The 24362-nt window shown below is 61.2% G+C and carries 19 protein-coding genes; 14 read left to right on the forward strand and 5 right to left on the reverse strand.

Features of this window, described 5'->3' with window-relative positions:
- The first annotated feature begins 56 nt into the window (after positions 1-56).
- Positions 57-1439, forward strand: coding sequence for an aspartate aminotransferase family protein (locus GVL52_RS02800; RefSeq protein WP_160003839.1), 1383 nt, complete (start codon positions 57-59; stop codon positions 1437-1439).
- A gap of 44 nt (positions 1440-1483) precedes the next feature.
- Here the strand turns inward: GVL52_RS02800 and GVL52_RS02805 are convergent, their stop codons facing one another.
- From GVL52_RS02805 to GVL52_RS02815, 3 genes are read right to left on the reverse strand one after another with little or no spacing between them, the layout of a single operon-like run.
- Entirely contained in the window at positions 1484-2899 is a 1416-nt protein-coding gene (locus GVL52_RS02805; protein ID WP_160003840.1) for an FGGY family carbohydrate kinase, read from the reverse strand.
- Positions 2896-4140 carry an NAD(P)/FAD-dependent oxidoreductase gene (locus tag GVL52_RS02810; protein WP_160003841.1) on the reverse strand — a complete coding sequence of 415 codons (1245 nt, stop codon included), beginning with the start codon at positions 4138-4140 and terminating at the stop codon, positions 2896-2898. Before GVL52_RS02810 ends, GVL52_RS02805 begins: the two co-directional genes overlap by 4 nt.
- Positions 4137-5531, reverse strand: a complete 1395-nt coding sequence (locus GVL52_RS02815; protein ID WP_280179087.1) for an NAD(P)/FAD-dependent oxidoreductase — start codon at positions 5529-5531, stop codon at positions 4137-4139. Before GVL52_RS02815 ends, GVL52_RS02810 begins: the two co-directional genes overlap by 4 nt.
- A 282-nt stretch (positions 5532-5813) precedes the next feature.
- On the opposite strand from GVL52_RS02815, the gene GVL52_RS02820 reads away from it, so the two are divergent.
- From GVL52_RS02820 to GVL52_RS02830, 3 genes are all read left to right on the forward strand, one after another.
- A complete protein-coding gene (locus GVL52_RS02820) occupies positions 5814-8684 on the forward strand; it encodes an FAD-binding and (Fe-S)-binding domain-containing protein (protein WP_244619075.1) in 2871 nt (956 codons plus the stop codon).
- Positions 8681-9466 (forward strand): DeoR/GlpR family DNA-binding transcription regulator, encoded by a 786-nt coding sequence (locus GVL52_RS02825; protein WP_160003843.1) that lies wholly within the window; start codon positions 8681-8683, stop codon positions 9464-9466. The genes GVL52_RS02820 and GVL52_RS02825 overlap by 4 nt, the downstream gene beginning before the upstream one ends.
- A gap of 354 nt (positions 9467-9820) precedes the next feature.
- Positions 9821-10810, forward strand: a complete 990-nt coding sequence (locus tag GVL52_RS02830) for a LacI family DNA-binding transcriptional regulator (protein WP_160003995.1) — start codon at positions 9821-9823, stop codon at positions 10808-10810.
- A 17-nt stretch (positions 10811-10827) separates the two neighbouring features.
- Here GVL52_RS02830 and GVL52_RS02835 read toward each other — a convergent pair whose 3' ends face one another.
- Positions 10828-11859: an L-idonate 5-dehydrogenase gene (locus tag GVL52_RS02835; protein ID WP_160003844.1), complete on the reverse strand. Its 1032-nt coding sequence runs from the start codon at positions 11857-11859 to the stop codon at positions 10828-10830.
- A gap of 10 nt (positions 11860-11869) precedes the next feature.
- A complete protein-coding gene (locus GVL52_RS02840) occupies positions 11870-12811 on the reverse strand; it encodes a 2-hydroxyacid dehydrogenase (protein ID WP_160003845.1) in 942 nt (313 codons plus the stop codon).
- A 266-nt stretch (positions 12812-13077) separates the two neighbouring features.
- Between GVL52_RS02840 and GVL52_RS02845 the strand changes: the two genes are divergently transcribed.
- The 10 genes from GVL52_RS02845 to GVL52_RS02890 all read left to right on the forward strand — a co-directional run bounded on the left by GVL52_RS02845 (position 13078) and on the right by GVL52_RS02890 (position 24283).
- The gene (locus GVL52_RS02845; protein WP_160003996.1) at positions 13078-13887 is read left to right on the forward strand and encodes a nickel-binding protein; all 810 of its coding nucleotides are present in this window, start codon (positions 13078-13080) and stop codon (positions 13885-13887) included.
- A 316-nt stretch (positions 13888-14203) separates the two neighbouring features.
- Positions 14204-15682 carry a sugar ABC transporter ATP-binding protein gene (locus tag GVL52_RS02850; RefSeq protein WP_160003846.1) on the forward strand — a complete coding sequence of 493 codons (1479 nt, stop codon included), beginning with the start codon at positions 14204-14206 and terminating at the stop codon, positions 15680-15682.
- A gap of 54 nt (positions 15683-15736) precedes the next feature.
- The gene (locus GVL52_RS02855) at positions 15737-16741 is read left to right on the forward strand and encodes an ABC transporter permease (RefSeq protein WP_160003847.1); all 1005 of its coding nucleotides are present in this window, start codon (positions 15737-15739) and stop codon (positions 16739-16741) included.
- Between the two features lie 85 nt (positions 16742-16826).
- The gene (locus tag GVL52_RS02860) at positions 16827-17813 is read left to right on the forward strand and encodes a substrate-binding domain-containing protein (RefSeq protein ID WP_160003848.1); all 987 of its coding nucleotides are present in this window, start codon (positions 16827-16829) and stop codon (positions 17811-17813) included.
- A 59-nt stretch (positions 17814-17872) separates the two neighbouring features.
- Positions 17873-18646 (forward strand): SDR family oxidoreductase, encoded by a 774-nt coding sequence (locus GVL52_RS02865; RefSeq protein WP_160003849.1) that lies wholly within the window; start codon positions 17873-17875, stop codon positions 18644-18646.
- 31 nt (positions 18647-18677) lie between these two features.
- Positions 18678-19670, forward strand: a complete 993-nt coding sequence (locus GVL52_RS02870) for a dihydroxyacetone kinase subunit DhaK (RefSeq protein WP_160003850.1) — start codon at positions 18678-18680, stop codon at positions 19668-19670.
- Between the two features lie 12 nt (positions 19671-19682).
- Complete coding sequence (gene dhaL, locus GVL52_RS02875) at positions 19683-20324, forward strand: dihydroxyacetone kinase subunit DhaL (RefSeq protein ID WP_160003851.1); 642 nt, start codon at positions 19683-19685, stop codon at positions 20322-20324.
- A gap of 163 nt (positions 20325-20487) precedes the next feature.
- Entirely contained in the window at positions 20488-22587 is a 2100-nt protein-coding gene (locus tag GVL52_RS02880; protein WP_160003852.1) for a bifunctional sugar-binding transcriptional regulator/dihydroxyacetone kinase subunit DhaK, read from the forward strand.
- 47 nt (positions 22588-22634) lie between these two features.
- Positions 22635-23312 carry a dihydroxyacetone kinase subunit DhaL gene (dhaL, locus tag GVL52_RS02885; protein ID WP_160003997.1) on the forward strand — a complete coding sequence of 226 codons (678 nt, stop codon included), beginning with the start codon at positions 22635-22637 and terminating at the stop codon, positions 23310-23312.
- Positions 23313-23578: 266 nt separating this feature from the next.
- Positions 23579-24283 (forward strand): GntR family transcriptional regulator, encoded by a 705-nt coding sequence (locus tag GVL52_RS02890; RefSeq protein WP_160003853.1) that lies wholly within the window; start codon positions 23579-23581, stop codon positions 24281-24283.
- The last annotated feature ends 79 nt before the right edge of the window (positions 24284-24362 follow it).

Below are 24362 nucleotides of genomic sequence, written 5' to 3' on the forward strand. Positions count from 1 at the left end.
GAGATCTCGCAAGGACAGACGGCATCCGGCCATACATCAGACAAAAGGACGATGAAATGACAGCTTTGCCAAATTCGATCGAGGCGCGGGATAAGGCGTTTCACCTTCACAGCTACACGAATGCCAAACGACATCTCGAAGTCGGCCCGACCGTCATCGAGCGCGGCGAAGGCATTCACGTCTTCGATAACCAGGGAAATCGCTACATCGAAGCCATGGCCGGCCTTTGGAGTGTCGGGCTCGGATTTAGCGAACAGCGTCTGGTCGATGCGGCGACCCGGCAAATGCAGAAGCTGCCTTACTATCACAACTTCACGCACAGATCCCATGGCCCTGTCATCGAGCTGGCGGACAAGCTGGTCAACATGGCACCGGTGCCGATGAGCAAGGCGTTCTTCACCAATTCGGGTTCGGAGGCGATCGACACCGCCATCAAGCTGATCTGGTATCGCGCGAACGCGCTCGGCGAACCACAACGCAAGAAGATCATCGTCCGCAACCGCGCCTACCACGGCGTGACGATTGCCTCGTCGGCATTGACCAGCCTGCCTGCGAACCATACATCCTTCGATCTCATCGTCCCCAACGTCCTGCGCCTGACATGCCCCCACTATTGGCGGGAGGGCCAGCCAGGCGAGACCGAGGAGCAATTTGCAACCCGCCTTGCCGACGAGCTCGAACAGACAATCCTGCGCGAGGGACCGGAGACGATTGCCGCATTCTTCGGTGAGCCCGTCCAGGGCGCCGGCGGCGTCGTCGTTCCGGCCCGCGGCTACTGGGAAAAAGTCCAGGCCATCCTGCGGAAATATGACATCCTGCTCGTCGCCGACGAGGTCATCTGCGGCTTCGGACGCACCGGAAACATGTTCGGAAGCCAGACCTTCGACATTCAGCCTGACATCATGACCTTGTCGAAGCAGATGTCGTCGTCCTACCTTCCGTCATCGGCCCTGCTGATCAACGACAAGGTTTTCGAACCGATCATGGCCGAAAGCGACCGCATCGGTACGCTCGGCCACGGCTATACCGGTGGCGGCCACCCGGTGGCATCGGCGGTGGCGCTGGAGACGATCCGCATCATTGAAGAGGAAAATCTTGTGGCCCACGCCGCCCATGTCGGCGAGCGTCTGCGCAACGGATTGAAGGCGCTCGAAGCACATCCGCTGGTCGGCGAAGTCCGCGGTGTCGGCCTGATCGCGGCCGTCGAGCTCGTGACTGACAAGGCGGCAAAGAAGGGGCTGGATGCGCCGGGGAAGCTCGGAGGCCTTGCCAACGCCCAGTTGCAAAGCGCTGGCGTGATCAGCCGCAACATGGGCGATGCTCTGGCCTTCTGCCCGCCGTTGATCATCACCGAGAGCGAAGTGGACGATCTTCTCGAACGCTTTGGTCGCGCACTGAACGCCACGCTTGAGGCCTTGCCGGCCGGAACCGTGAAGTGAGCTGAAAGACCAATTGCGGGAAATCGGGCCGCAAAGTCCCGGAGCTAGTCGACAGGGCCCAGGTGCCAGCCTCTGGCCCTGTCCACAGCCTGCAAAAACCGGCCAAGCCGCAATTTTCCGTCACACGGATTTGGCGAGATTGCTTCCGCGGGCTGTGGTGTTGGCGGGGTCTCGCCGAGCGCGCAGGCAGCCAGTTGCGCCGTGCCATAGGCTGTCAGTTCATCGATACTCGGGATGACCACCGTGCAGCCGGTCGTATCAGCGAGGAACTGGCATAGGTAACGCGAACGGCTGACGCCGCCATCGACCGATATCCGTGTTACGGGTGCCTCCAGGCCCATGGCCGCGACGATTTCGCTGGCGCGCAGCGCAATGCCCTCGATCAGGGCCTGTTGCATGTCCTGTCGCGTCGTCGCGACCGTCATGCCGATGAAGAGCCCTGCCGCACTGTCATCCCAATGCGGGCTACCCAGCCCCGCCAGGGCAGGCACGAAGGCGAGCCCGCGGTCGATGGCTGGCCCGGCCTCGAACGCGTTCAACTCCATAGGATCATCCAGAAGTCCGATCCGTTGAGCCCAGTCGATGGCGGCGCCGGCGGCATGCACTCCGCCATCGGTGGCATAGCTCGTTTCACCGCCGATCGACCATGCCACGGTAGGCAGCAGGCCGTTCTGGCTATCCATGCGCAAATGCGAACCGGTCAGCGACAGGGCGAATGCGCCGGTGCCAAAGGTGATCTTGGTATCGCCCGCCACCCTGCAGCCATGACCATAAAGCGCCGCCTGCTGATCGACCACCGACGCCGTCAGCGCGGTGCCGTCGATGCTGCCGAAATCACCGACTGTCGGGAGAATGGGCGGCAGGCATTCCATCGGCACGCCGAAAAGGTCACAAAGCGTGGCGTCCCATTGCCCGGTCACGATGTTCATCAGTGCTGTGCGCGAGGCGGTGGTGATGTCGGTGGCGGCGCGCCCGGTCAACCGCTGCAGGAAGAACGCATCGGTGGTGCCGAGCATCAGCCTTCCAGCCTTTCGCGCGGCCTTGACGTCATCGTTGTTCTCCAGCAGCCAGGCCAATTTGGCTGCTGAAAAATAAGGGCTGAGAGGCAGGCCGGACAGAGCCATGATCTGCACTTGCGCGTGCGAGAGTGCGGCGATCTCGGCGGTCGTTCGCCGATCCTGCCAGACAATGACCGGAGACAGTGGTCTGCCGTCGATCGCGTCCCAGGCAAGGCAGCTTTCGCCCTGGTTGGACAAGCCGATCGCAGTTACATTCCCGGCCGCTGCCAGCGCTGCACGGAGATTGGCCAGCAATTCCTCGGGGTCATGTTCCACCCGGTCCGTGCCGGAAAAATATTGTTGGTGGGCGGCTGAAAAGACGATGCTGGCCGCACCATCGCCATTCACCCGCAAAGCGCGTGTCGAGGTCGTGCCCTGATCAAGGGCCAGAAAAACGCTCATGCCTTGGGCTCCAATCTCAGCTTAAGATCGTTGCTGTCGGCGGCAAGGTCGAGTCCCGCAAGGGAAAAGCGGATCGGCTGTTGCGGCGCTGCATCGATGCGCATCTCGCGCAACGGCGTGCCACTGGCATCGGACAGGACCAATCGCCCGCGTGCAGCGCCGTCCGCCCGCAGATTGAGAGCGGGTGCAGCACCCACGCCTTTTGCCGTCAGGCGTTGCGGCACGACATATTTCAATCCCTTGCCCGCAATGACGTTACGCCCGCGTCCTTCACTGCGTTCCGCTCTTGCCGGGGCCTTGAGTTCGGCGGCAATGGCGCGGGCGACGCGGCGTCCTTCGGCCCAGCAGTGGCCGGCCGTCTCGATCGGATGAACGACGTTTCCGGCTGCGAATATATGGGGGTCGGAGCTTCGCCCATGCTGATCGATAGCAGGCCCTCCGGTTCCCCGGTCCAGCGCAAGCCCGCTCGCCTCGGCAAGCGCCGCCTCTGCCACGAAACGACCGGACAAAATCACACCGTCGCAGTCGAGCACTGTTTCCGCTCCGCCCTGCCGCCGTACATGCACGGAGGTCACCCGCGGACTGCCTTCGATGGCAAGGATTTCGGTACCGGTCATGAGGGGCACGCTTAGCAGATACGGCATTGCGAAAAAGGAACGCCGCGCCTGTGGCAGCGGTTGGCTTTCGACCATCGCGACCGGACGGATCCCGTGGCTTCGACAGGTGAGGATGGCCGACAGAGACACCAGTTCGCTGCCAACGATGATGGGGCGGCGAAACGGCACGCGGTGCTCCTGATAAATGAAAGCCTGAAGCGCAGCGGTATTCATCACGCCCGACGGGCGCAGGCCAGGCACCAGCAACTGCGCGCGGGTAGCCTCCCGCGCTCCCGTGGCGATCAGGATGATGGTGGCCTGAAGCGTCAGAATGCCATCGGGGCTGGCGACCGTCAGAATGCCACCGGGGCCAGTGCCGACAACGGTGTGTTTCGTCAGGATGGTGACGCCGGCCTCGTTCGCCGTGTTCACCAGCCGGTGGGCATAGGCCGGACCTGTCAGGATACGGGCGAATTCGCGTAGGCCGAACGGGGGATGCCCGCAATGTCGGGGAATGCCGCCGGCCTCGGCGCTTCGTTCCAGGATGACGACCCGCGCCACACCCATTCGCTTGAGTTCCGTGGCTGCAGAAAGGCCCGTCGGACCGCCGCCGACGATGGCGACATCATATGTGTTTTCGCTCATCGCGCCGCCTCCGGCACAAGCGGCACGGACAACCTGCCCTCGGACAGGCTTGCCAGACGGGCGAGGCAGTTGAAACCCTGACAACGCCCCATGGCGCAGCGCGTTCGCCGCCTGAGCCCGCCGAAATCGCCCGGCGGCAATGGACTTGCCAGCGCCGCGTCGATTTCCCGGCCCGTCACCATTTCGCAATGACAGACGATGCCGTCATGTCCGGGCATCTGCCAGTCGCGCGTGAGGTGTTCGGCCAGATTGGGCAATGGATCGATCGGCGTTTCTGCCGGACGACTGCCGCTGACAGTCTGGCTTTGGGACCAGAGCGCCTGAACGTGACGGGCAATACCCAGAGCTGCGGTCAATCCGGTGGAGCGTATGCCCCCGGCGCAGTAATAGCCCTTCTCGGGCAAACTGTGGACACGGTAATGCTTTTCTTCCGAAGCCGGCCGCAGCCCGGCATAGACCGCGGTCACCTGCGCCTCTGCCAGCGCCGGCACGAGCTCCACGGCCTTGGCGATCAGCATCTCAAGTTCCGGCCGTGTCACGTCGGGGCGTTCGCGATCCTCCTGCTCTTCTGCCGTCGGGCCGACCAGCAGATTGCCGAATATCGTCCGCGTCAACACCACACCCTTGGTGCGGGCTGTCGGTACCGGCAGGAGGATGGTGCGCAGATGCCTGGCGGCCGCCTTGTCGAAGACGACGAACTGTCCCTTGCGGGGACGAATCTCGAACTGCGCTTCGCCGAGCAGCATCTGCTCGATGCGGTCACCTTGAATGCCCGCGCAGTTGATGACGCTACGAGCGGTCATTGCGCCTGCCTGCGTGTTCAGATGCCATATCCCGCCATCGAAATCAGCCGATTGCAGTCCCGCATTGAAATGAAACCGGGCACCCAGCGCTTTTGCCTGCGTTGCATAGGCAAGCGGTGCCGACCATGGGTCGATAATCACCTCCCGCGGCACCAGCAACGCTGCACGCACATGGGCGGCCAACGCCGGCTCGCGGGAAAGCACTTCGGCACGGCTGAGCAGCCTGGCGTCCGCAACGCCGTTCAACAGTGCCTGATCCAGCAATTCGGGCAAGCGTTCCTCCTCGCTGCCGTCCCATGCCGCGACCATTGCCCCGGTTTCCAACACTGGCAGATTGAAGCCGCCGCGGATTTCCATGTACTCGTCATATCCTGCTTGCATGCATTCCAATTCGACACTGTCGGGCGGCGCGTCGAAGCCGGTATGCAGGATGGCGCTGTTGGCTTTCGATGCGCCGGACAGAATGTCCGGCGCTCGTTCCAGAACGATGACAGCAGCACCCTCAAGCGCAAGGCGGCGCGCCATTGCGCAGCCGACAACGCCGGCACCGATGATGATCGCGTCTGCAGGATCGCCGAATGCGGTCACAGGGCACTCCGTTGCTGGCAATGGCACCGTGTCCGGCGACCTATGAGGAAAACCAAGACCTCATGCTTATCGCCTCTCCAACATTTTGACGAGCCAAAATTGTACGTTCGGTCATCTTTCTGACCGAATACGTTCTTTTCATGCCCGACCTAATCATGCTAATAGGCGGCATGGCTGATGATCGTTGCGGCTGCTGCTACCGCGGGGTGTCCGTCAAAAGCAACGGACCAGAGGCGGGCGCTCAGCTCACAGCCGCCAATTTTCTGCATTGAGGTAACGGATTTGAAGTCTCCAGATCGGCTGCAGCCCGCGGACTACCGCGCATTTGTCGCTGCGTTGAAAGCAACCGGTTTTCGCGGCGAAGCGAGCGTCGCTTCTTCGGATCGGGTCGTCCTGGCGACCGACAATTCCATCTACCAGCTCCTGCCGGATGCCGTCGCCTGGCCGTTGGATGAGGACGACCTGGTGCGGATCGCCCGCCTGATTGAAGAACCACGATTTCACGACATCGTGCTACGGCCCCGCGGCGGCGGCACCGGCACCAACGGCCAGTCGCTCGGCAACGGCCTGATGGTGGACTGTTCGCGCCACATGACCGCCATCCTGGAGATCAATGCCGAGGAAGGCTGGGTGCGGGTGCAGCCGGGCGTGATCAAGGATCAGCTGAATGCGGCACTAAAACCGCTTGGCCTGTTCTTTGCCCCGGAACTCTCCACCTCCTCGCGTGCAACGCTCGGCGGCATGATCTCCACCGACGCCTGTGGACAAGGGTCCTGCGTCTACGGCAAGACATCGAACCACGTCCTGAACCTGCGCGCCGTTCTGGTTGGCGGCGAGGTCCTGGAAACCCGCCGCGCCGCCCTCGACCCGACGGTCGGCGGACGCTCCGGCGAGATCCTTGCTTGTCTCGACGATATCTCCAGCAGCCAGGCAGACCTGATTACGGCGCGCTTTCCCAAACTCAACCGATCGCTGACGGGTTATGATCTGGCCCATATTCGCGAAGGTGAAACCATCGATCCGGTCGCCGTGCTCTGCGGTTCGGAAGGGACGCTCGGGCTGATCGCGCAGGCAAGGCTTCGGGTGTTGCCGATCCCGAAGGCCGCATCGCTAATCCTGATCTTCTATTCCGATTTCCAGTCGGCGCTCCGCGATGCGCGCGAGATCGCCGTACTCGGTGCGACCTCGGTCGAAACCATCGACAGCCGCGTGCTCGGACTGGCGCGCGAGGAACCGACGTTTTCCGCGGTCGCGCATTTGTTCCCGCAAGCGATAGCGCAAGGCGTCAACATCGTTGAATTCACCGACGACGATCCAAAAGCCCTTGAGGCACGGGTTGCGACGCTGTTGGCACAGCTGGCAGCCCTGCCCGCGCGCTTGGTCATGACGGTTGCCAGGGGCCGCGAAGTGGAATTGGTCTGGGGCCTGCGCAAGACTGCCGTGGGATTGCTGGGGCGTGCCGGCGGCGAAAAACGGCCGATCCCCTTCGTCGAGGATTGCGCAGTTCCGCCCGAAAATCTCGAACCGTTCATCGCCGGCTTCCGGGCGATCCTCGATCATGAGGGACTGGATTACGGGATGTTCGGCCATGTCGATGCGGGCGTCCTGCATGTTCGGCCGGCGATCGATCTGACCGACCCTGCCCAGGAACCGCTCATCCGGCGCATTACCGAAGCAGTCGTCGCGCTGGCCGCCACGCATGGCGGCCTTCTATGGGGTGAGCACGGCAAGGGTGTTCGCTCGGAATTCGTGCCTGAAGTTTTCGGTCCGCTCTACCCATCGCTTCAGCGCATCAAGGCGGCGTTCGATCCGCGAAACCAGATGAACCCCGGCAAGATTGCCACGCCTGACAATAGCCCCTTGTGGAAAATCGACGAGGTGGCGATGCGCGGTCAGAACGACCGTACCGTTCCGGACGACCTGCGCAAGGTCTACACCTCCGCGTTCGGCTGCAACGGCAACGGTGCCTGCTTCAACCGCACACTCGATGACGTCATGTGCCCTTCCTACAAGGTGACCGGCGACCGGCGCCACTCGCCGAAAGGCCGAGCGGGACTGGTGCGCGAGTGGCTGCGGCAGGGCGGCCCCGACGGCCATGCCGATCCGCAATTCGAAATCGAGGTCAAGGAAGCGATCGAAGGCTGTCTCAGCTGCGGCGCCTGCACAAGCCAATGTCCCGTGCGCGTCGACATTCCCTCGATCCGCGCCCAGTTTCTCGATGGTTTCTATCGCCGCCATCGGCGGTCGTTGCGCGACATCGCACTTGCCCATCTGGAAGGCCTGCTGCCGCTTGCCGCAAAGTTCCGATGGGGTTTCAACATGATGACCGATGGGCCGGGAACGGCACTGATGGCGGCCATCGGCCTGACGGCGCTGCCGCGCATGCCCCGGCAGGCGCGCGGGCTGCGCTGGCTGAAACCATCGGATATCGGCAATCTCGACCCAAAGCTCGACGTGGTCCTGATACCGGATGCTTTCACCCAGTTTTTCGAGCCGCAGATCGTCGCTGATCTCGAGGCGGTGCTTGCCCGGCTACAGAAGAGACTGTGGATTGCCCCCTATCGGCCGTCTGGTAAAGCCCGCAAGGTTCTCGGGCGGCTTGCCGGATTTGCAAGGCAGGCACGGCGGCAGACAGAAAGCTTGCGCGTGATCGCGGCAACCGGCGTGCCGCTCATGGGACTGGAGCCACCGGTCACACTGTCCTATCGCCATGACTATCCCGACGACATGCCAGCAGTAGCGCTGCCACAGGACATGCTCGCGCCACTGATAGCCGCGTTGCCTGAGCAAGCATCAGACATTTCCGTGCGGCTCCTGCCCCATTGCAGCGAACGGGTACTGGGCGCTGCAGCCACGGCCGAGTGGCAGATCATTTTCGCGCGTCTCGGCATCAAGCTCGATACGCCTGCCACCGGCTGCTGCGGCATGGCAGGGATGTGGGGTCATGAGGCGGTCAACCGCGAGAAGTCGACGTCGATCTTTGCCCACAGCTGGCAGGCAGCGACAGGGCCGGGCGCCGATGTCATCCTGGCCACGGGGTTCTCCTGTCGATGCCAGACCAGGCATTTGACCGGCGCCAATCTGCAGCACCCTGTGTCGCTGCTGCGGCGGCTTCTGGACATGCCCATAGCGATTGAAGGCCTAAAAAAATGAAGCCAGCGGGGAGGCGCGACCAGATACTTCGACTTCTCGAAGAGACCGGCGAAGTCACCGTGAACGATCTGGCCGCGCGCTTTGGTGCATCGCGCGAGACCGTCAGGCGTGATCTTTCGGATCTCGACGCCGGCGGTCGCATTCGCAAGTTCCATGGTGGCGCGCGCGCCATGAACCTTAGAGACGCCTCGTTGCACGAGAGCGAATTCGATACGCGCATGAAAGAGCGAAGAACCGAGAAGAATGCGATCGCCCGCAGAGCCGCGGAGCTGTTCCCCGAAGGCTCCGTGCTGTTCATCGACACCGGATCGACCACCATCGCTTTTGCCCATGCGCTCGCCCGGCGCCGCAACATCACGGTCATCACCAACTCGCCGCAAATCGCCCGAATTTTGAGCCAGCCGGAAACGCGCCACCATGTTTATCTGGTGGGTGGCGAAGTGGCCGCGGAAGGGCGCGAAACCTTGGGGGCGATGGCCACGGCGCAGATTGCACAGTTCAAGGCGGAGCATGCCGTTTTGACTGTCGGGACGATAACGACGACGGCTATTATGGACTACGACTTGCGCGAGACAGAAATGGCCCGCGCCATGATTTCACAGGCCCAGAGCGTCACGGTTCTGGCCGACCACCACAAACTCGGTCGGCCCGCCGTTTTCCAGGTGGCGGAGCTGGCCACGATCGCACGCCTGGTCACCGATCGCCAGCCCGACCCGGATATGGCAGCAGCCCTTGCCGCCGCCGGCGTCGAGATCGTACTCGCCGATCCGGACCTTCCCTGATCGGAACGAACCGACCCGCATAGTCACCCCGGATATCGCATGTCTCCTCAACCAATTTTCGAGTGGCCAAAAGCAGTAGAAATGTTAGCGATATCATTGCGCTCTCTGCGGAAAATGATAGTTTTGGCGAATGGTGGGCGAGAGCAGTGAAGATAAACGCGCGATAAGTTCGGTAAAGTAATGGATAGCGTTGTCAGACGTGACCAGCGCCCTTCTCTATTTTTATGATAGCGATAACGATGATACACGGCGATCTCTGGCGGTGGGATCGGCCGACGAGCGGGGGAAAAATTGAAGAAAGTCGGCAACGTTAGAGGCGGGCTATCTCGCACGGCGGACATTCAGAAGCTGACGATGGCCGAAGTTGCCAAACACGTCGGCGTCTCCGCGATGACCGTCTCGCGCGCTTTCCGGCAGGACGCAAGTGTCTCGGAAGAAACACGAAGGCGCATCATGGATGCTGTCGATGCGCTGGGTTACGTGCTCGACCAGTCCGCGGGCAGCCTCTCGTCGCGCCGCACCGGCTTCATCGCCGCGCTTGTGCCCTCCATCAACAACTCCAATTTTTCCGACACCGCACGCGGCATCACCGATGCGCTCGAGAATACCGGGCTGCAACTGCTGTTGGGCTATACCGACTATGCTCCCGATAAGGAGGAGCAACTGATCGAGGCGATGCTGCGCCGCCGCCCGGAGGGAATCATCTTGACCGGCGGCCAGCACACATCCAGGGCACGTCGTATGCTTGAGAAGGCGGGAATTCCCGTCGTCGAAACATGGGAGATCCCGGAAACTCCGATCAATCACGTGGTCGGTTTTTCCAACGGAGAGGCTATGTCGCTGCTGGTGCGGGAACTCGCCGCCAAAGGCTATCGCAAGTTTGGCTACATTGGCGGGACAACGGCGCGCGACACCCGCGGCAGTCAGCGCCGGAGCGGTTTTCTGAAGACCGTCGAGGCTCTGGGGCTTGAAACCGACCGTGTGATTTCTTTCGGCGTTCCGCCGATCACCATGGAGCAAGGCGGCCAGGCAATTATCAGCATGCTGGAGCGCTGGCCGGACACCGAAGTCGTACTCTGCGTGTCGGATCTATCGGCCTTTGGCGCTTTGATGGAATGTCAGCGCAGAGGTCTGCGGGTGCCTCAGGACATCGCCATTGCCGGTTTCGGCGATTATGAGATCTCATCCATCTGTCACCCACGCATGACGACGATCAATGTGGATTGCTATGGCATCGGCAAGCAGGCAGCTGTACGCCTGCTCGATGCGCTTCAGAATGACGATGAACGTGCCGGCGACATCACCTTGACCGGCTACCGCGTGGTCTTACGCGAAAGCACATAACAAGGCTCGATTGACCGCTAGAACGACAGTTGCACCTTCATCGAGCGGCTTCGATCACCGGCCGCCTCGAAGGCAGCAATGGCATCGTCGATACCGTAGATCCCGGTGAGCAGAGGCTTCAGGTCCACCCTGCCCGCATTGATCAGATCGACGGCGAGCCCGAATTCCTCATGGAAGCGGAACGTGCCCTTCATCTCGATCTCCTTGGCCACCACCATGTTCTGCGGGATCGACACGTCGCCGCCGAGTCCGAGTTGCACCAGCACCGAACGCGGCTTCAGCACCTCCAGCCCCGATCGCACCGCCTGGCCATTGCCGGAGGCCTCGAAGTGGACGTCGAAATAGCCCTTGTTGGCGGCGTAGGCCGACAAATCCTCCGGGTTGGCCGCAACGTTGATCGTCCTGTCGGCGCCGATCTCGCGCGCCTTGTCCAGCACGGCATCCATCACGTCGGTGGCAACGATCTCGCGGGCGCCGTGAGCGCGGGCGGCGATGATCGCCAGCGCGCCGATCGGGCCGCAGCCGGTTACCAGCACGCGCTTGCCCAGAAGCGAGCCGGCACGCGACACCGCATGCAGGGTGACGGCAAACGGCTCCGCAAACGCCGCCTCGTTGATCGAGACGCCGTCCGCCACCTTGTGGCACTGCCACTGCTCGGCGACCAGGCGCTGGCGAAAGGCGCCTTGAATATGGGGCATCGGCATGGCGCTGCCGTAAAAGCGCATGTTGAGGCAGTGGTTCTGCTGACCCTTGAGGCAATAGTCGCAGGCATTGCAGGGGCGGCTCGGCGATACGGCAACGCGATCGCCGACTACGAGGTGAGAAACACCCGCACCCAGCGCCTTGACCGTGCCCGCCACCTCATGGCCGAGGATCATCGGTTCGCGCACCCGGATGGCGCCGAAGCCGCCGTGATTGTAATAGTGCAGGTCCGATCCGCAGATGCCACCGGCTTCGATGGATATTTCCACCTGGCCAACACCGACTAAGTCCGGCGTACGGTCTTCGATGCGCAGATCCTTCGCGCCGTGAATGACGATTGCTTTCATGATCTCTTTCTCACACGATAGGAGTCGGTAGTATTTGGCCGGCAAAATGCGCAGCCAGATTGTCACGGACGAGTTGGCCCATGGCCTTGCGGGTCTCGATCGTGCCGGAGCCATGGTGCGGCTGCAGGACAACATTGTCGAGGTCACGGAAACGCGGATCGATCGTCGGTTCGTTGAGGAAGACATCGAGGCCGGCCGCCTTGATGGTTCCATCCTGAAGCGCTGCGATCAACGCGTCTTCGTCAACGGTCGTGCCGCGCGAGACGTTGACCAGAATGCCGTCGGCACCGAGCGCCTTCAGCACCTGCGCGTCGATGATGTTCTTCGTGGCCTCGCCGCCCGGCACGATCACCACGAGAAACTCGCACCATTCAGCCAGTGCAACCAGATCCGGCTCGAAGCCATGGGAGACCTGCGGCTGCGGATTGCGGGAGAAGTAGCGGATGTCGCAGCCGAAGGCGGCCGCGCGCCGGGCAATCGCCTGGCCGATGCGACCCATGCCGACAAGGCCGAGCCGCTTGCCCGAGACCCGGGTGACCAGCGGCATCGATGTCTTTCCCCACTGCCCTGACCGCACGAAGGCATCAGCCTGCGGGATATGGCGGGCGGTTGCAAGAAGCAGGCCGAGCGCGATGTCGGCGACGTCTTCGGTCAGCACATCGGGGGTGTTGGTCACTCGTATGCCGCGCTCACGCGCATAGGCCAGATCGATCGCGTCCGTCCCGACGCCATAGCAGGAGACGATCTCCAGGTTGGGCAGGCTCCGCATCAATTCGGCGGATGCACCCAGTTCACCGCGCGTCGCAATGGCGCGGATCGTATTGCCGAAATCGGCCAAAAAGCGATCCTTGTCGGCGCACTCCCAGAAACGATGAACCGTGTAGGTCGCCTCAAGTTCCGTCATGTCCCACTCGGGATATGCCCCTACCAGCAAGATATCTGCGCTTGTCATCGTGTCCGCCACCCCATCACATCAGGTTTTTAGTTATGTTATCGATAACATATATTTTGGACCGAACATGTCAAGCGCGGCTCGGCATAGCGACACGAACGTACCGAGAGTAAAGACAGCCATGGTTTGATTTGACGCGCCGCCGTGCTGATCACCAGATTTAGCCAAAGGCTCGGCCATGCAATGGCGGGTCCGCGTGCATGCCGATGCAACCCTTTGTGGACCTGGCTGCGCTTAAGCTGTATGGTGGCGGCGGGAGCAAGCCGATGCCTATTTTCATGGACCGGCACGAACTCACTGGAACGTCAGCCGCCGACGTGGCAGAAGCGCACCGACGCGATCTGGAAGTTCAGGATGAGTACGGGGTCAAGTTTCTCACCTATTGGTTCGACCAAAGGCGTGGGACTGCATTTTGCCTCGTCGATGCTCCGGATGCAGAAACAGCGCAATGTGTGCACCGGGAAGCGCATGGGTTTGTTGCGGGAGAGATTGTCGAGGTCTCATTGTCCGCTGTCGAGGCTTTTCTCGGCCGCATATTTGACCCCTTGCCCGTTCAAAGTCAGACGAACTGCGACATGGACGCAGGCCACAGAACCATCCTTTTCACCGACATAGTAGGCTCGACCGACATGACGTCGCGGGTCGGGGATCGGATGGCGGCGGAGCTTGTGCGGGCCCATGACGGCATCGTGCGCAGGTCACTCGATCATTTCATTGGGCGGGAAGTAAAGCACACCGGGGACGGCATCATGGCGACGTTCGAGTCGTCCAGATCGGCAGTCGATTGTGCGGTGGCGATTCAACAGGAGTTCGCTCACTTCCGTTGCACTGCCGCCGAACCCATCCATGTCCGTGTCGGACTGGATTGCGGTGAACCGATCGAGGACAGCAACGACCTGTTCGGATCAACTGTCCAACTCGCCGCGCGGCTGTGTGCGGCGGCGGCGGCAGACCAAATTCTTGTGTCGGGCAACGTCTTTCGCGAATACGACGATCCGGATCGGTTTTCTCACGCCAAACGCCGCCGCCTCAAGGGATTTTCAAAGCCGATATTGGCGTTCAGCCTGAATGGATGACGTCGGCCAGGTGGCTTTCGTTGCCACCGGTTCACGGTGACGCATCAGCCTCCCATGGAGCCGAGCGGGTTGGCAGCGCGACGGCGCCCGCGTTCATCGTTGTCCTTTCCCTAAGCAAATCCTGGAGCCAATGATGCCCTGAATATGGCGCGGCGATTGGGGCACACGCGTCAAAATCACCGCGCCCAATTTCCGAGCTTGACAATTGTCAGCCATGCGCTGAATATTGTAAACAGCAGAGCACAAAATGGAGATTGGGCGCTGCGAAAGTCGGGACCGCACAGCTTGGGTTACCGACCAATGGGAGGAGTGCAGCGTGGAATATCTTCTCGATGTCGAGGGGCTGAAGAAGTCGTTTGGCGGCGTCTCTGCCCTGAAAGATGGGCGCTTTCAGTTGGCGGCCGGCTCAGTGCACGCGCTGTGCGGCGGCAACGGCGCCGGCAAATCCACCTTCCTCAAGATTCTCATGGGCATCCACAAGCGCGACGCCGGCTCGATCCGCCGCAATGGCAAGGACGTCGAATTCTCCGGACCCGGCGAAGCGCTGGCATCGGGCATTGCCATTATCGAGCAGGAACTCAGCCCTGTGCCACACATGACAGTGGCAGAGAACATCTATCTCGGACGGGAACCGTCAGGCCGGTTTGGCGGCATCGATTTCAAGACGATGAACCAGAATGCGCAGGTGCTGCTGGATCAGCTGGAATTCAACATCCGCGCCAACCAGTACATGATGAACCTCTCGGTGGCGCAGATGCAACTGGTCGAGATCGCCAAGGCCCTCAGCCACGACGCCGAAGTCATCTTCATGGATGAGCCGACCTCGGCGATCGGCGAGAAGGAAGCGCAGCAGCTTTTCAAGACGATCGTTCGCCTGAAGGCGGCCGGCAAGGGTGTCGTCTACGTTTCGCACCGGCTGTCGGAAATTTTTCAGATCGCCGATGCCTATACGGTGTTTCGCGATGGCTTCTATGTCGGCAGCGGCAACCTTGGCGAGATCGACCGGCCGAGCCTGATCCGCATGATCGTCGGCCGCGATCTCGGCGAGGAATATATCAAGACCAACGTGCCGACCGCTGAAATCGGCTTCGAAGTGTCCGGGCTGACAGCCTCTGGCAAGATTGAGGACATTTCCTTCTCGGCCAACAGAGGCGAAATTTTCGGCATCTATGGCCTGATGGGTTCCGGCCGCACGGAAATCTTCAATTGCCTTTTCGGCCTCGACAAGCCTGACGCGGGCACCTTGAAGCTTCACGGCCAGCCGATCACCGTTTCCAAGCCGTCGGAGGCGATGCAGCATGGCATTGCCTTCGTCACCGAAGACCGCAAGGTCACCGGCCTCAACCTCGATGATAGCGTGCGCGGCAACATCGCCATGGCAAGCCTGCCGGAGATGAGCCCGAACTACGTCATGCGCCGCCGCGAGGAGCAGGCGGCGAGCACTCGGATGATCTCGCATTTCGGCATCAAGACCGCCCGAGACACCCTGCCCGTCTCGAGCCTGTCGGGTGGCAACCAGCAGAAGGTCGTGCTCGGCAAATGGTTCTTGCGCAATCCGAAAATTCTGCTGCTCGACGAGCCGACCCGCGGCGTCGATGTCGGCGCCAAGCGCGAGATCTATCGCATCATCTGCGATTTTGCAGCCTCGGGCGGCACGGTGATCATGATTTCATCGGAGATCGACGAGGTCTTGGGCATGTCGGATCGCATACTCGTGATGCGCGACGGTCGATCAGCAGGCACCTATCCGCGCAGTGAGGCCAACGCCGAAACGCTTGTCCATCTATCGACGTAATGCGTCTCCCGAGGCTGCCCCACCAGAGGCCCGATACGTTAAGAGGTAAGAAAAGTGTCCCTCACAGATAACAAGACGACGCCCGGCTGGTTCAGCTCAGACCGCCGCAGACTGATCATTCAGGAATACGGCATCTTCCTCGCCTTCCTGCTGCTGTCATTCATTCTGTCGGTTTCGAACGAATATTTCCTGACGTCCGGAAACATATCCAACATCCTGCTGCAGACCTCGATCAACGGCGTGCTGGCGATCGGCATGACCTTTGTCATTTTGACGCGTGGCATCGACCTTTCCGTCGGCTCTGTCGTGGCCCTGGCCGGCATCGTCAGCGGCAGCCTGGCAACGACGTCGGCAACGGCAGGCGTCCTCGGCTCGCCCTATCCGCCCTATGTGGCGCTATCGGTTGGCATTCTCGTCGGCCTCGCCTGCGGCACGATTGTCGGCATCATCGTCTCTCGCTTTGCCGTCCCCGCCTTCGTCGCAACGCTCGGCATGCTGTCGGCAGCACGCGGTATGACGCTCATCTATGGCGGCGGCAAGCCGGTGCCGGGGCTGACGCCGGAGTTTCGCTGGATCGGGACCGGCAACATTATCGGCATCCCGATGCCGGTGGTCATCCTGGCTATCGTCTTCATCGTTTCATGGTGGGTTCTCAACCGCACCCGCTTCGGGCGCTATATTTACGCCGTCGGCGGCAACCCACATGCGGCGATAACGTCGGGCATCAACGTCACCCGCATCCGCTTCGTCGTCTACACCATTTCAGGCGCCCTGGCGGGCCTCGCCGGCATGATGCTGTCGGCCCGCACCGGCTCCGCCCTGCCCCAGGCCGGCGTTGCCTACGAACTCGACGCCATCGCTGCTGTCGTCATCGGCGGCACCAGCCTTTCCGGCGGCGTCGGTCGTGTCACCGGCACGCTGATCGGCGCCTTGATCATCGGCGTGATGAACAACGGCCTCGATCTGCTCGGCATCGAATCCTACTACCAGCAGGTCATCAAGGGCGCCCTGATCGTCGGCGCCGTGATGCTCGACCGCAAGCGAAATCATGGTCAGTGACCACGCAATTCGGGTGGCAGAGCGCTGCCCGCAATGAAACGGCATGCCATAATGGTGGCCGGAATTCTCTATGGAGGAGAACGAGATGAAGAGACTGCTGCTTACCCTTATCGCAAGCGTTGCCATTCTTGCAGCACCCGCAATGGCGCAGGAAAAGAAGCTGAAGATCGGCGCCACGACCTACGGGCTCAACGCCGAATTCATGCAGCTGTGGTCGGCAGCGCTGAAGCAGCACCCGGCCGTCAAGAGCGGGGAAGTCGAGCTGACCGTGTTCGACGGCCGCTACGACGCTCTTGTCCAGCAGGAGCAGTTCAACACCATGATCACGCAGAAGTTCGACGCGATCATCTTCGTGCCGATGGACGTCGAAGCCGGCGCCGCTGCCGTGCAGGCCGCCCATGATGCCGGCATCCCGGTGGTCGGCTCGAACGCCCGCGTCAACTCCGACCTGCTGACATCCTATGTCGGTTCGAACGACGTGCAGGCCGGCGAAATGGAAGCCAAGGCCGTCCTCGACAAGATGGGTTGCAAGGGCAACCTCGTGATCCTCGAAGGACCGATCGGCCAGTCCGGCCAGATCCAGCGCCTCGAAGGCAATGAGAAGGCCCTGAAGGCTTGCCCTGACGTCAAGGTCCTGGAAACCCAGACAGCCAACTGGTCGCGTGCCGAAGCTCAGACGCTGATGGAGAACTGGCTGACATCGCATCCTGGCCAGATCAACGGCGTTATCGGTCAGAACGACGAAATGGCATTGGGTGCGATCGAAGCCATCAAGGCGGCGAACCTGAATGTTGCAGACTTCGCCATTGCCGGCGTCGATGGTGTGACCGACGCGATCAACGCCGTCAAGGCCGGCCAGATGGCATCCATCCTGCAGGACGGCAGTGCTCAGGCGCAGGGCGCGATGGATATCGCCATCAAGGCAGCACGGGCGGACTACAAGCCGGAATCCGCCATCTGGACCCAGTATCCAGAGATGAAGTGGAACGATGGCGCCGACAAGTCCTACCTTGTTCCCTGGACCGTGGTCACGCCTGAGAATGCCGACAAGCTTCTGGAGTCGCGCAAGTAACGATGAGTGAAAGGGGCGGCCATGCCGCCCCGATCTCCCGAGACCGAAGAGTGGAAAACATGACCGACACAGCCCCACAGATTGACCTCAACTTCCCGCTGACCGGCAAGATCGCATTGGTGACCGGCGGTGCCTCCGGTATTGGCGCCGCAATTGCGGACGCCTTCGCCTCGAAGGGTGCGACCGTTGCCGTGCTCGATATCAATGTCGACGTCGCGAAGAATAAGGCCGACGCGCTCGGCAATGGCGCCAAGCCTTTCGTCTGCGACGTCTCCAGCGCGGACTCGGTCAACAAGGCCGTGGCTGACGTGCTGGCTGCATTCGGCGGCATCGATATCGCGGTCAACAGCGCGGGCGTGGTTTACCTGGCGCCAGCAGAGGATCTGTCACTGGATTACTGGGACCGGACGATCAACATCAACCTGAAAGGAAGCTTCCTTGTCACCCAGGCAATCGGGCGCGCGATGATCGCAGCCGGCAAGGGTGGCAAGATCGTCAACATGGCGTCACAGGCAGGCACCGTGGCGATCGAGGAACATGTCGCCTACTGCGCCTCGAAATTCGGCGTTATCGGCATGTCGAAGACCTTTGCCGCCGAATGGGGCAAGCATGGAATCTGCGTCAACACCATTTCGCCAACGGTCGTTCTCACCGAGCTCGGCAAGAAGGCCTGGGCTGGCGAAAAGGGCGAGGCTGCCAAGAAGAGAATACCCACGGGCCGGTTCGCCTATCCCGAAGAGGTCGCAGCCGCAGCCGTGTTTCTAGCGTCCGCAGGCGCGAACATGATCAACGGCGCCGATCTGCTTATTGACGGCGGCTACACCATTCTCTGAGTGACGATACCCGGAATTTTAAGGAGAGATTATGCAGCGATTTATCAATGATCCGGACCAGGTCGTCGAGGATACCGTCAAAGGCTTCGTGAAGGCGCATTCCGACATCCTCCGGCTGGGACAGAACCCGCGCGTCGTTGTCGCCAAGGGTGCTCCCGTCGCCGGCAAGGTCGGCGTGATCACCGGCGGTGGATCGGGCCACGAGCCCGGTTTCATGGGCTATACCGGACGCAACATGCTTGATGCCGTGGCCGTTGGCGAGCTGTTTTCGTCGCCGACGGCAAAGAGCTTTCACGACGCCATGCGGGAAGCCAACGGCGGCGCGGGCGTGATCTGCCTGTACGGCAATTATGCCGGCGACAACATGAACGTGAAGATGGCAATCAGGCTTGCAGCCAAGGACGGCATCGAGGTCGCAACTGTTGTCGCCAATGACGACGTATGCTCGGCACCACCGCACGAGCGCGAAAAGCGCCGTGGTGTGGCCGGCGAAATCTTCATGTGGAAAATCGGCAGCGCCAAGGCATCCGCGGGCGGGAGCCTCGAAGAGGTCCGAGCCATTGCCCAGAAGGCGATCGACAACTGCCGGTCGATCGGCGTGGGTCTCGGTCCCTGCACCTTGCCCGCAGTGGGACATCCGAACTTTCAGATCGAGCCCGGTACCATGGAAGTCGGCATCGGTCATCATGGCGAACCTGGCGTTCGTGTCGAGCCGCTGAAGACCGCTGATGCCATCGCCAGGGATATGTGCCAGATCGTTCTCGATGACCACAATCTGCCCGCAGGAACGGAAGTCGCCGTTCTGGTGTCAGGCCTCGGCGCTACGCCGCTCAACGAGCTCTATATTCTGAACGACACGATCGAGACCGAGATTACCGCCCGCGGACTGATCATCCACAGGACCTATATCGGTAACTATTTCACATCGCTGGAAATGGTTGGCGCCACGCTGACCGTCATGGCGCTCGATGCCGAGACGAAAGCGCTTCTCGACGTCGAAGCCAACTGCACCATGAAGCTTTAAGGAGCGCCGGTCATGCAAACATTCAAGAACGCCTCCGCTGCACCGATCGTCCTCTTGATCGCCGAGCGTATCGTCGAAAACCGTGCCTACCTCAGTGAAATCGACGGAAAGATCGGCGATGGGGACCATGGGGTCAACATGGCCAAGGGTTTTGGCATGGCGGCGGACCGGCTGAAGGGCGAGGACAAGACGCTGGGCGAAGCCTTCGACGTCCTCGGCTCGGTGCTCATGAACGAAATCGGCGGCTCGATGGGTCCGCTTTACGGTGTCATGTTTACAGAATTTTCTGAGAAACTCGACGGATGCGAAGACATAGACCCGCGCACGTTCAGCGCGATGCTGCACTCAGGCCTGGAAGGCATTCAATCGATCGGGTCAGCAAAGGTCGGCGACAAGACGCTGATCGATGCGCTGGTCCCGGCGATCGAGGCTTTCGATGCGGCTATCGCATCGGGGGACATGTTTGAAAGCGCACTCGACAAGCTCGTGATCGCGGCGGAGACCGGCCGGGATTCGACGCTCAATCTGGTGGCCAAGATCGGCCGCTCCAGCCGCCTCGGCGAACGCTCACTCGGCGTCCTCGACGCCGGTGCGACATCCTGCGCCATCATTCTAAAGGAGCTTTCCGTCGCCGCAAAAGGTCGCCTCCAATGATAGCGGCCCCGGCCGGATGCTGATGCAAGCCACTCCCAAGGCTGGGCGGCCGGATCGACGTCGGTCAGGCCGCCCGCCGCCTTTGGCTTGTTGAACGGCATTGCAAAGCGCTGGGATAACTTCCATCCTCGCCGCTGAGAAAAAAGGGAGACATCGCAGTTAGATGACAGCCAAACCATCGCAGCAGCGCAAGAGTGGAGCCGGCAAGGCAACCGTCTCCGAAACGTTTGACACAATGCCGCTGCGCTATGGCGACGATCCCTATGTCTGGGCATGCTGGCTCTACTATGAAGACGGCATGACGCAAGGGGACATTGCCGACGCCATGGGCATCTCCCGGGCGACGGTCAACAGCTACCTCGCCGAAGCGCGGGAAAGAGGCATTGTCAACATTTCCATAGAGCCGGCGCGCCTCGCCTCGCTGACGGTGGCGCAAGAACTGAAACGCCACTTCGGTCTCGTCGATTGCCTCGTCGTGCCGAGTGACGACAGCGCACGCCCGCTGATCGAGAGGCTCGGCGTAGCCGGAGCCCAGGCTCTTCAACGGCTTTTGAAATCCGGCGACACACTTGCCGTGTCCTGGGGCCGGACAGTGCTTGCGGTCGGCGAACGGGCATTTGCGCCGGGCCTGCAGGACGTGACCGTTGTTCAGGCAACCGGCGGAACACGGGCGAGCTTTGCCTATACGCCGGAACTCTGTGCAGCGTCGATCGCCGATGCGGTTGGCGGCAAGCTGATCAACATCTCCGCACCTGCCATCGTTTCGACCGCCGATATTCGCGACGTGCTCATGCGCGAGCCACTGATCGACGGGCAGTTCCAGACGCTGTCTCGCGCCACGAAGGCGCTCTTCGGCATCTCCTCGCTGCGCCCGAACTCGACCATCCACACCAGCGGATTTTTCGAATCCGTATCGCTTCAGGACTATCTGGCGAGGAACGCCGTCGGTGTCGTTGCCGGCCGGTTCATCGATGGGCACGGACGTCCCATCTCCGGGCCGCTCGACGACCGAACCATCGGCATTTCGCTGGAGATGCTGAAGAATATCGGCTTGCGCATCGCCATTGCAGGCGGCTTCGACAAGGTTCCGGCGATCCTCGCGGCGCTCCGTGGCAACTATGTCAACGTGCTGATTACCGACGCTGCGACAGCCCGCGGCATTCTCAAGGCAGATGGCGCTCCTGACGTCGATCAGAAGGTTTCGCATCGCACCAAGGCCGACAATAGCCTGACGCCAGTGCCGACGACCCAGCGGATCTACACCAAGAAATTCCTCAACAATCCCGACAGCGCCGTGGAGGAGATGCTCGAGGGCATCACCAAGGCCCACGCCCGCTATCTACGCCCGATCGACCGATCACGGCGCGCCCTCGTCGCCTGCGATGGGCCGAGACCGGGCAAGGTCGGCCTCGTCATCGGTGGCGGTGCCGGCCATGAACCGGGATTTTACGGCTATGTCGGCAAGGGCCTGGCAGACGCCGTTGCGATCGGCAATATTTTTTCGTCACCGCCGCCCGCCCCCATTCTTCGTTGCACGGAAGCTGCATCAGGGGGAGAAGGCGTGCTGTTTGTCTACGGCAACTATGCCGGCGACGTCATGAATTTTGAAATGGCCGCCGAGATGGCGGAGGCGAACGGAATTCCGGTGCGAACCGTACTGACGACGGATGACATCGCCTCGTCGCCGCTGGAGGACCGCGAAGGCCGGCGCGGCGTTGCCGGCAACTTCTTCATCTTCAAGATCGCCGGGGCAGCCTGCGATCGTGGTTTCCCGCTTGCGCGATGCGAGGCGATCACCCGCAAGGCAAACGATCGTACCTATACTGTCGGAGTGGCCCTCGAAGCCTGCTCTATGCCGCAGACCCGGCGGTACAACTTCGATATCGGACCTGAAGATATCGAATTCGGCATGGGCATACACGGAGAGCCCGGCGTGGCGCGAGAGAAGATGATCACCGCCGACGCCATCGTCGATAAGGTCGTCGATCGCATTTTCTCCGAGATGAAGCCGGCTGCCGGCGACCGCGTCGCCGTGCTGATCAATTCCTTCGGCGGCACGCCGCTGATGGAGCTCTACATCCTCTTCAGGCGGGTCGAACAACGGTTGTCGGCAAAGGGCGTCGCCATCGATGCAAGCTGGGTCGGACATTACTGCACGTCCCTCGACATGGTCGGCGCATCGATTTCGATCTTGCATCTGGATGATGAGCTGAGTTCGCTGCTGGCGCACCCGTGCGACAGTCCGTTGCTGAAAATTACTTGAATAGGGAGGATCGGCAGGGAAGCCTGACCGATCGACGGAGGATCGTCATGTCTGTTTGCGTCGCGCGCGTTCTTGGCCGGATGTTTGGTGATATTTCTGCTGCGATCGACGCAGAGAAAGATCGCCTCACAGCTTTGGATGGAGCAATTGGTGATGCCGATCACGGCATAACCATGTCGCTCGGCTTCAACGCCGTGACAGCGGAACTGGCCGGCATGGATCTTGATCAGGCGAAGGGTTCCGAGGTGTTCGCGAGCGCCGCAGCGGCCTTCCTCAACGCTGTCGGTGCATCCACCGGACCTCTTTATGCAAGTGCCTTTATCAAAGCCGGGCAGGCGCTCAAAAAGGATGAGACGCTTTCGATCGGCAGTCAGGTGGCGATCATCGAAGCGATGACGGCAGGCATTAAGGAACGAGGCAAAGGGCAGCGGGGCGACAAGACGATGCTCGATGCCTGGATTCCGGCAACAGAAGCAGCCGTCGAGGCCCAATCTCGCGGCGCGGAAGCAGAGGAGGTGTGGAGCCGCCTGACGGAGGCAGCCGAGGTGGGCGCCAATGCCACGCGTTCGATGGTTGCCGCCCGCGGCAGGGCATCGAGGCTCGGCGAACGATCGCTCGGGCACATAGATCCGGGCGCAGCGTCCGCCGTGATTGTTCTACGGGCGATGATGAAAAGCTTCGTGGGTCGCGTCGATGTGAGCGTTGCTGACGTTGCGCCAAAGTGAGCGGATGCCGACGCCGCCCGGACCGCAATGTCTTCACGGCGTTCGCGGCGATTGCAGCAGTCCGAAGATCGTGCCGTTGGGATATCAGGAGCCAGGCCGGCCAGCCCCGCTTCTGTCCTGACGTTAGCTGCTCGCTATAGACAGCCAATTTCGCGCTTTCATCACCAAATGCAGTTCTGCTTTCCTGGATTTGTCGGCACCCAGTTTTACGGGATATTGCCTCGAAATGCTCATGCCTGTATCTTCTTTGTCGACAAGGAGTCTTTATGGCAGATCAGGATGCAAAACTCATTATTGAGCGTCGGCGTGGCTCGGGCGTTAAATTGGTCTACGACACGCTACGAGACGAAATTCTGAATCTCGCCATTCCGCCGGGTAGCGCATTGGACGAAGTCCAACTTGCTGATCGCTTCGAAATGTCCAGGACGCCAATTCGAGAAGCGCTGGTGAAACTTGCGGGCGACGGTCTGATCGAGACTCTGCCAAACCGCTCAACCATGGTTTCGAATATCGACTTTGTGAATCTGGGCACATTTTTCGATGCCTTGGTGCTATTTTACAGAGTGACGACCCGCCTTGCTGCGGAGAACCATCGCCCTCTCGATCTGGTTTCAATACGAGGGTTCCACGAAAAATATGCAACAGCGCTTCAACTGTGTGACGCGCCTAGCATGATCGCGACCAACGCAGAATTTCACGCTGCGATCGCTGAGGCAGGTCGCAACCCATACCTTACCGCCATGTTTCGCCGCCTTCTGGACGAGGGGCGCCGGATACTGGCACTCTATTACCGGTCTTTTGAAGAGCAATTTCCGCAACGCTTTGCAGCCGAGCACGAGCAAATAATCCTTGCAATCGAAGCGCGAGATTTGGATGCAGCGGATCGGCTGGGAAAAGCTCATGGTGAACAGATTGTTTCGCAAGTTCAGAGACTGTTTACACGCAAAAATACGTTGGACATTTCGCTGTAACTGGTTGGCAGTCGCGCAATTAGACGCCGCATAGCGCCAGACCGGCGCGATCAATGAAATTGCTCCGACAGTATGGAAC

The organism is Rhizobium sp. 18055 (genome assembly GCF_902706285.1).
Classification (GTDB): Bacteria; Pseudomonadota; Alphaproteobacteria; order Rhizobiales; family Rhizobiaceae; genus Rhizobium.

Bases quoted from the DNA above. Each gene is read 5' to 3' on its own strand.
- GVL52_RS02890 (WP_160003853.1), top strand. From the start codon at position 23,579: ATGGCAGATCAGGATGCAAAACTCATTATTGAGCGTCGGCGTGGCTCG.
- GVL52_RS02865 (WP_160003849.1), top strand. From the start codon at position 17,873: ATGACCGACACAGCCCCACAGATTGACCTCAACTTCCCGCTGACCGGC.
- GVL52_RS02830 (WP_160003995.1), top strand. From the start codon at position 9,821: ATGGCCGAAGTTGCCAAACACGTCGGCGTCTCCGCGATGACCGTCTCG.
- GVL52_RS02835 (WP_160003844.1), bottom strand. From the start codon at position 11,859: ATGAAAGCAATCGTCATTCACGGCGCGAAGGATCTGCGCATCGAAGAC.
- GVL52_RS02860 (WP_160003848.1), top strand. From the start codon at position 16,827: ATGAAGAGACTGCTGCTTACCCTTATCGCAAGCGTTGCCATTCTTGCA.
- GVL52_RS02870 (WP_160003850.1), top strand. From the start codon at position 18,678: ATGCAGCGATTTATCAATGATCCGGACCAGGTCGTCGAGGATACCGTC.
- GVL52_RS02800 (WP_160003839.1), top strand. From the start codon at position 57: ATGACAGCTTTGCCAAATTCGATCGAGGCGCGGGATAAGGCGTTTCAC.
- GVL52_RS02810 (WP_160003841.1), bottom strand. From the start codon at position 4,140: ATGAGCGAAAACACATATGATGTCGCCATCGTCGGCGGCGGTCCGACG.
- GVL52_RS02805 (WP_160003840.1), bottom strand. From the start codon at position 2,899: ATGAGCGTTTTTCTGGCCCTTGATCAGGGCACGACCTCGACACGCGCT.
- dhaL (WP_160003851.1), top strand. From the start codon at position 19,683: ATGCAAACATTCAAGAACGCCTCCGCTGCACCGATCGTCCTCTTGATC.
- GVL52_RS02840 (WP_160003845.1), bottom strand. From the start codon at position 12,811: ATGACAAGCGCAGATATCTTGCTGGTAGGGGCATATCCCGAGTGGGAC.
- GVL52_RS02825 (WP_160003843.1), top strand. From the start codon at position 8,681: ATGAAGCCAGCGGGGAGGCGCGACCAGATACTTCGACTTCTCGAAGAG.
- dhaL (WP_160003997.1), top strand. From the start codon at position 22,635: ATGTCTGTTTGCGTCGCGCGCGTTCTTGGCCGGATGTTTGGTGATATT.
- GVL52_RS02845 (WP_160003996.1), top strand. From the start codon at position 13,078: ATGCCTATTTTCATGGACCGGCACGAACTCACTGGAACGTCAGCCGCC.
- GVL52_RS02880 (WP_160003852.1), top strand. From the start codon at position 20,488: ATGACAGCCAAACCATCGCAGCAGCGCAAGAGTGGAGCCGGCAAGGCA.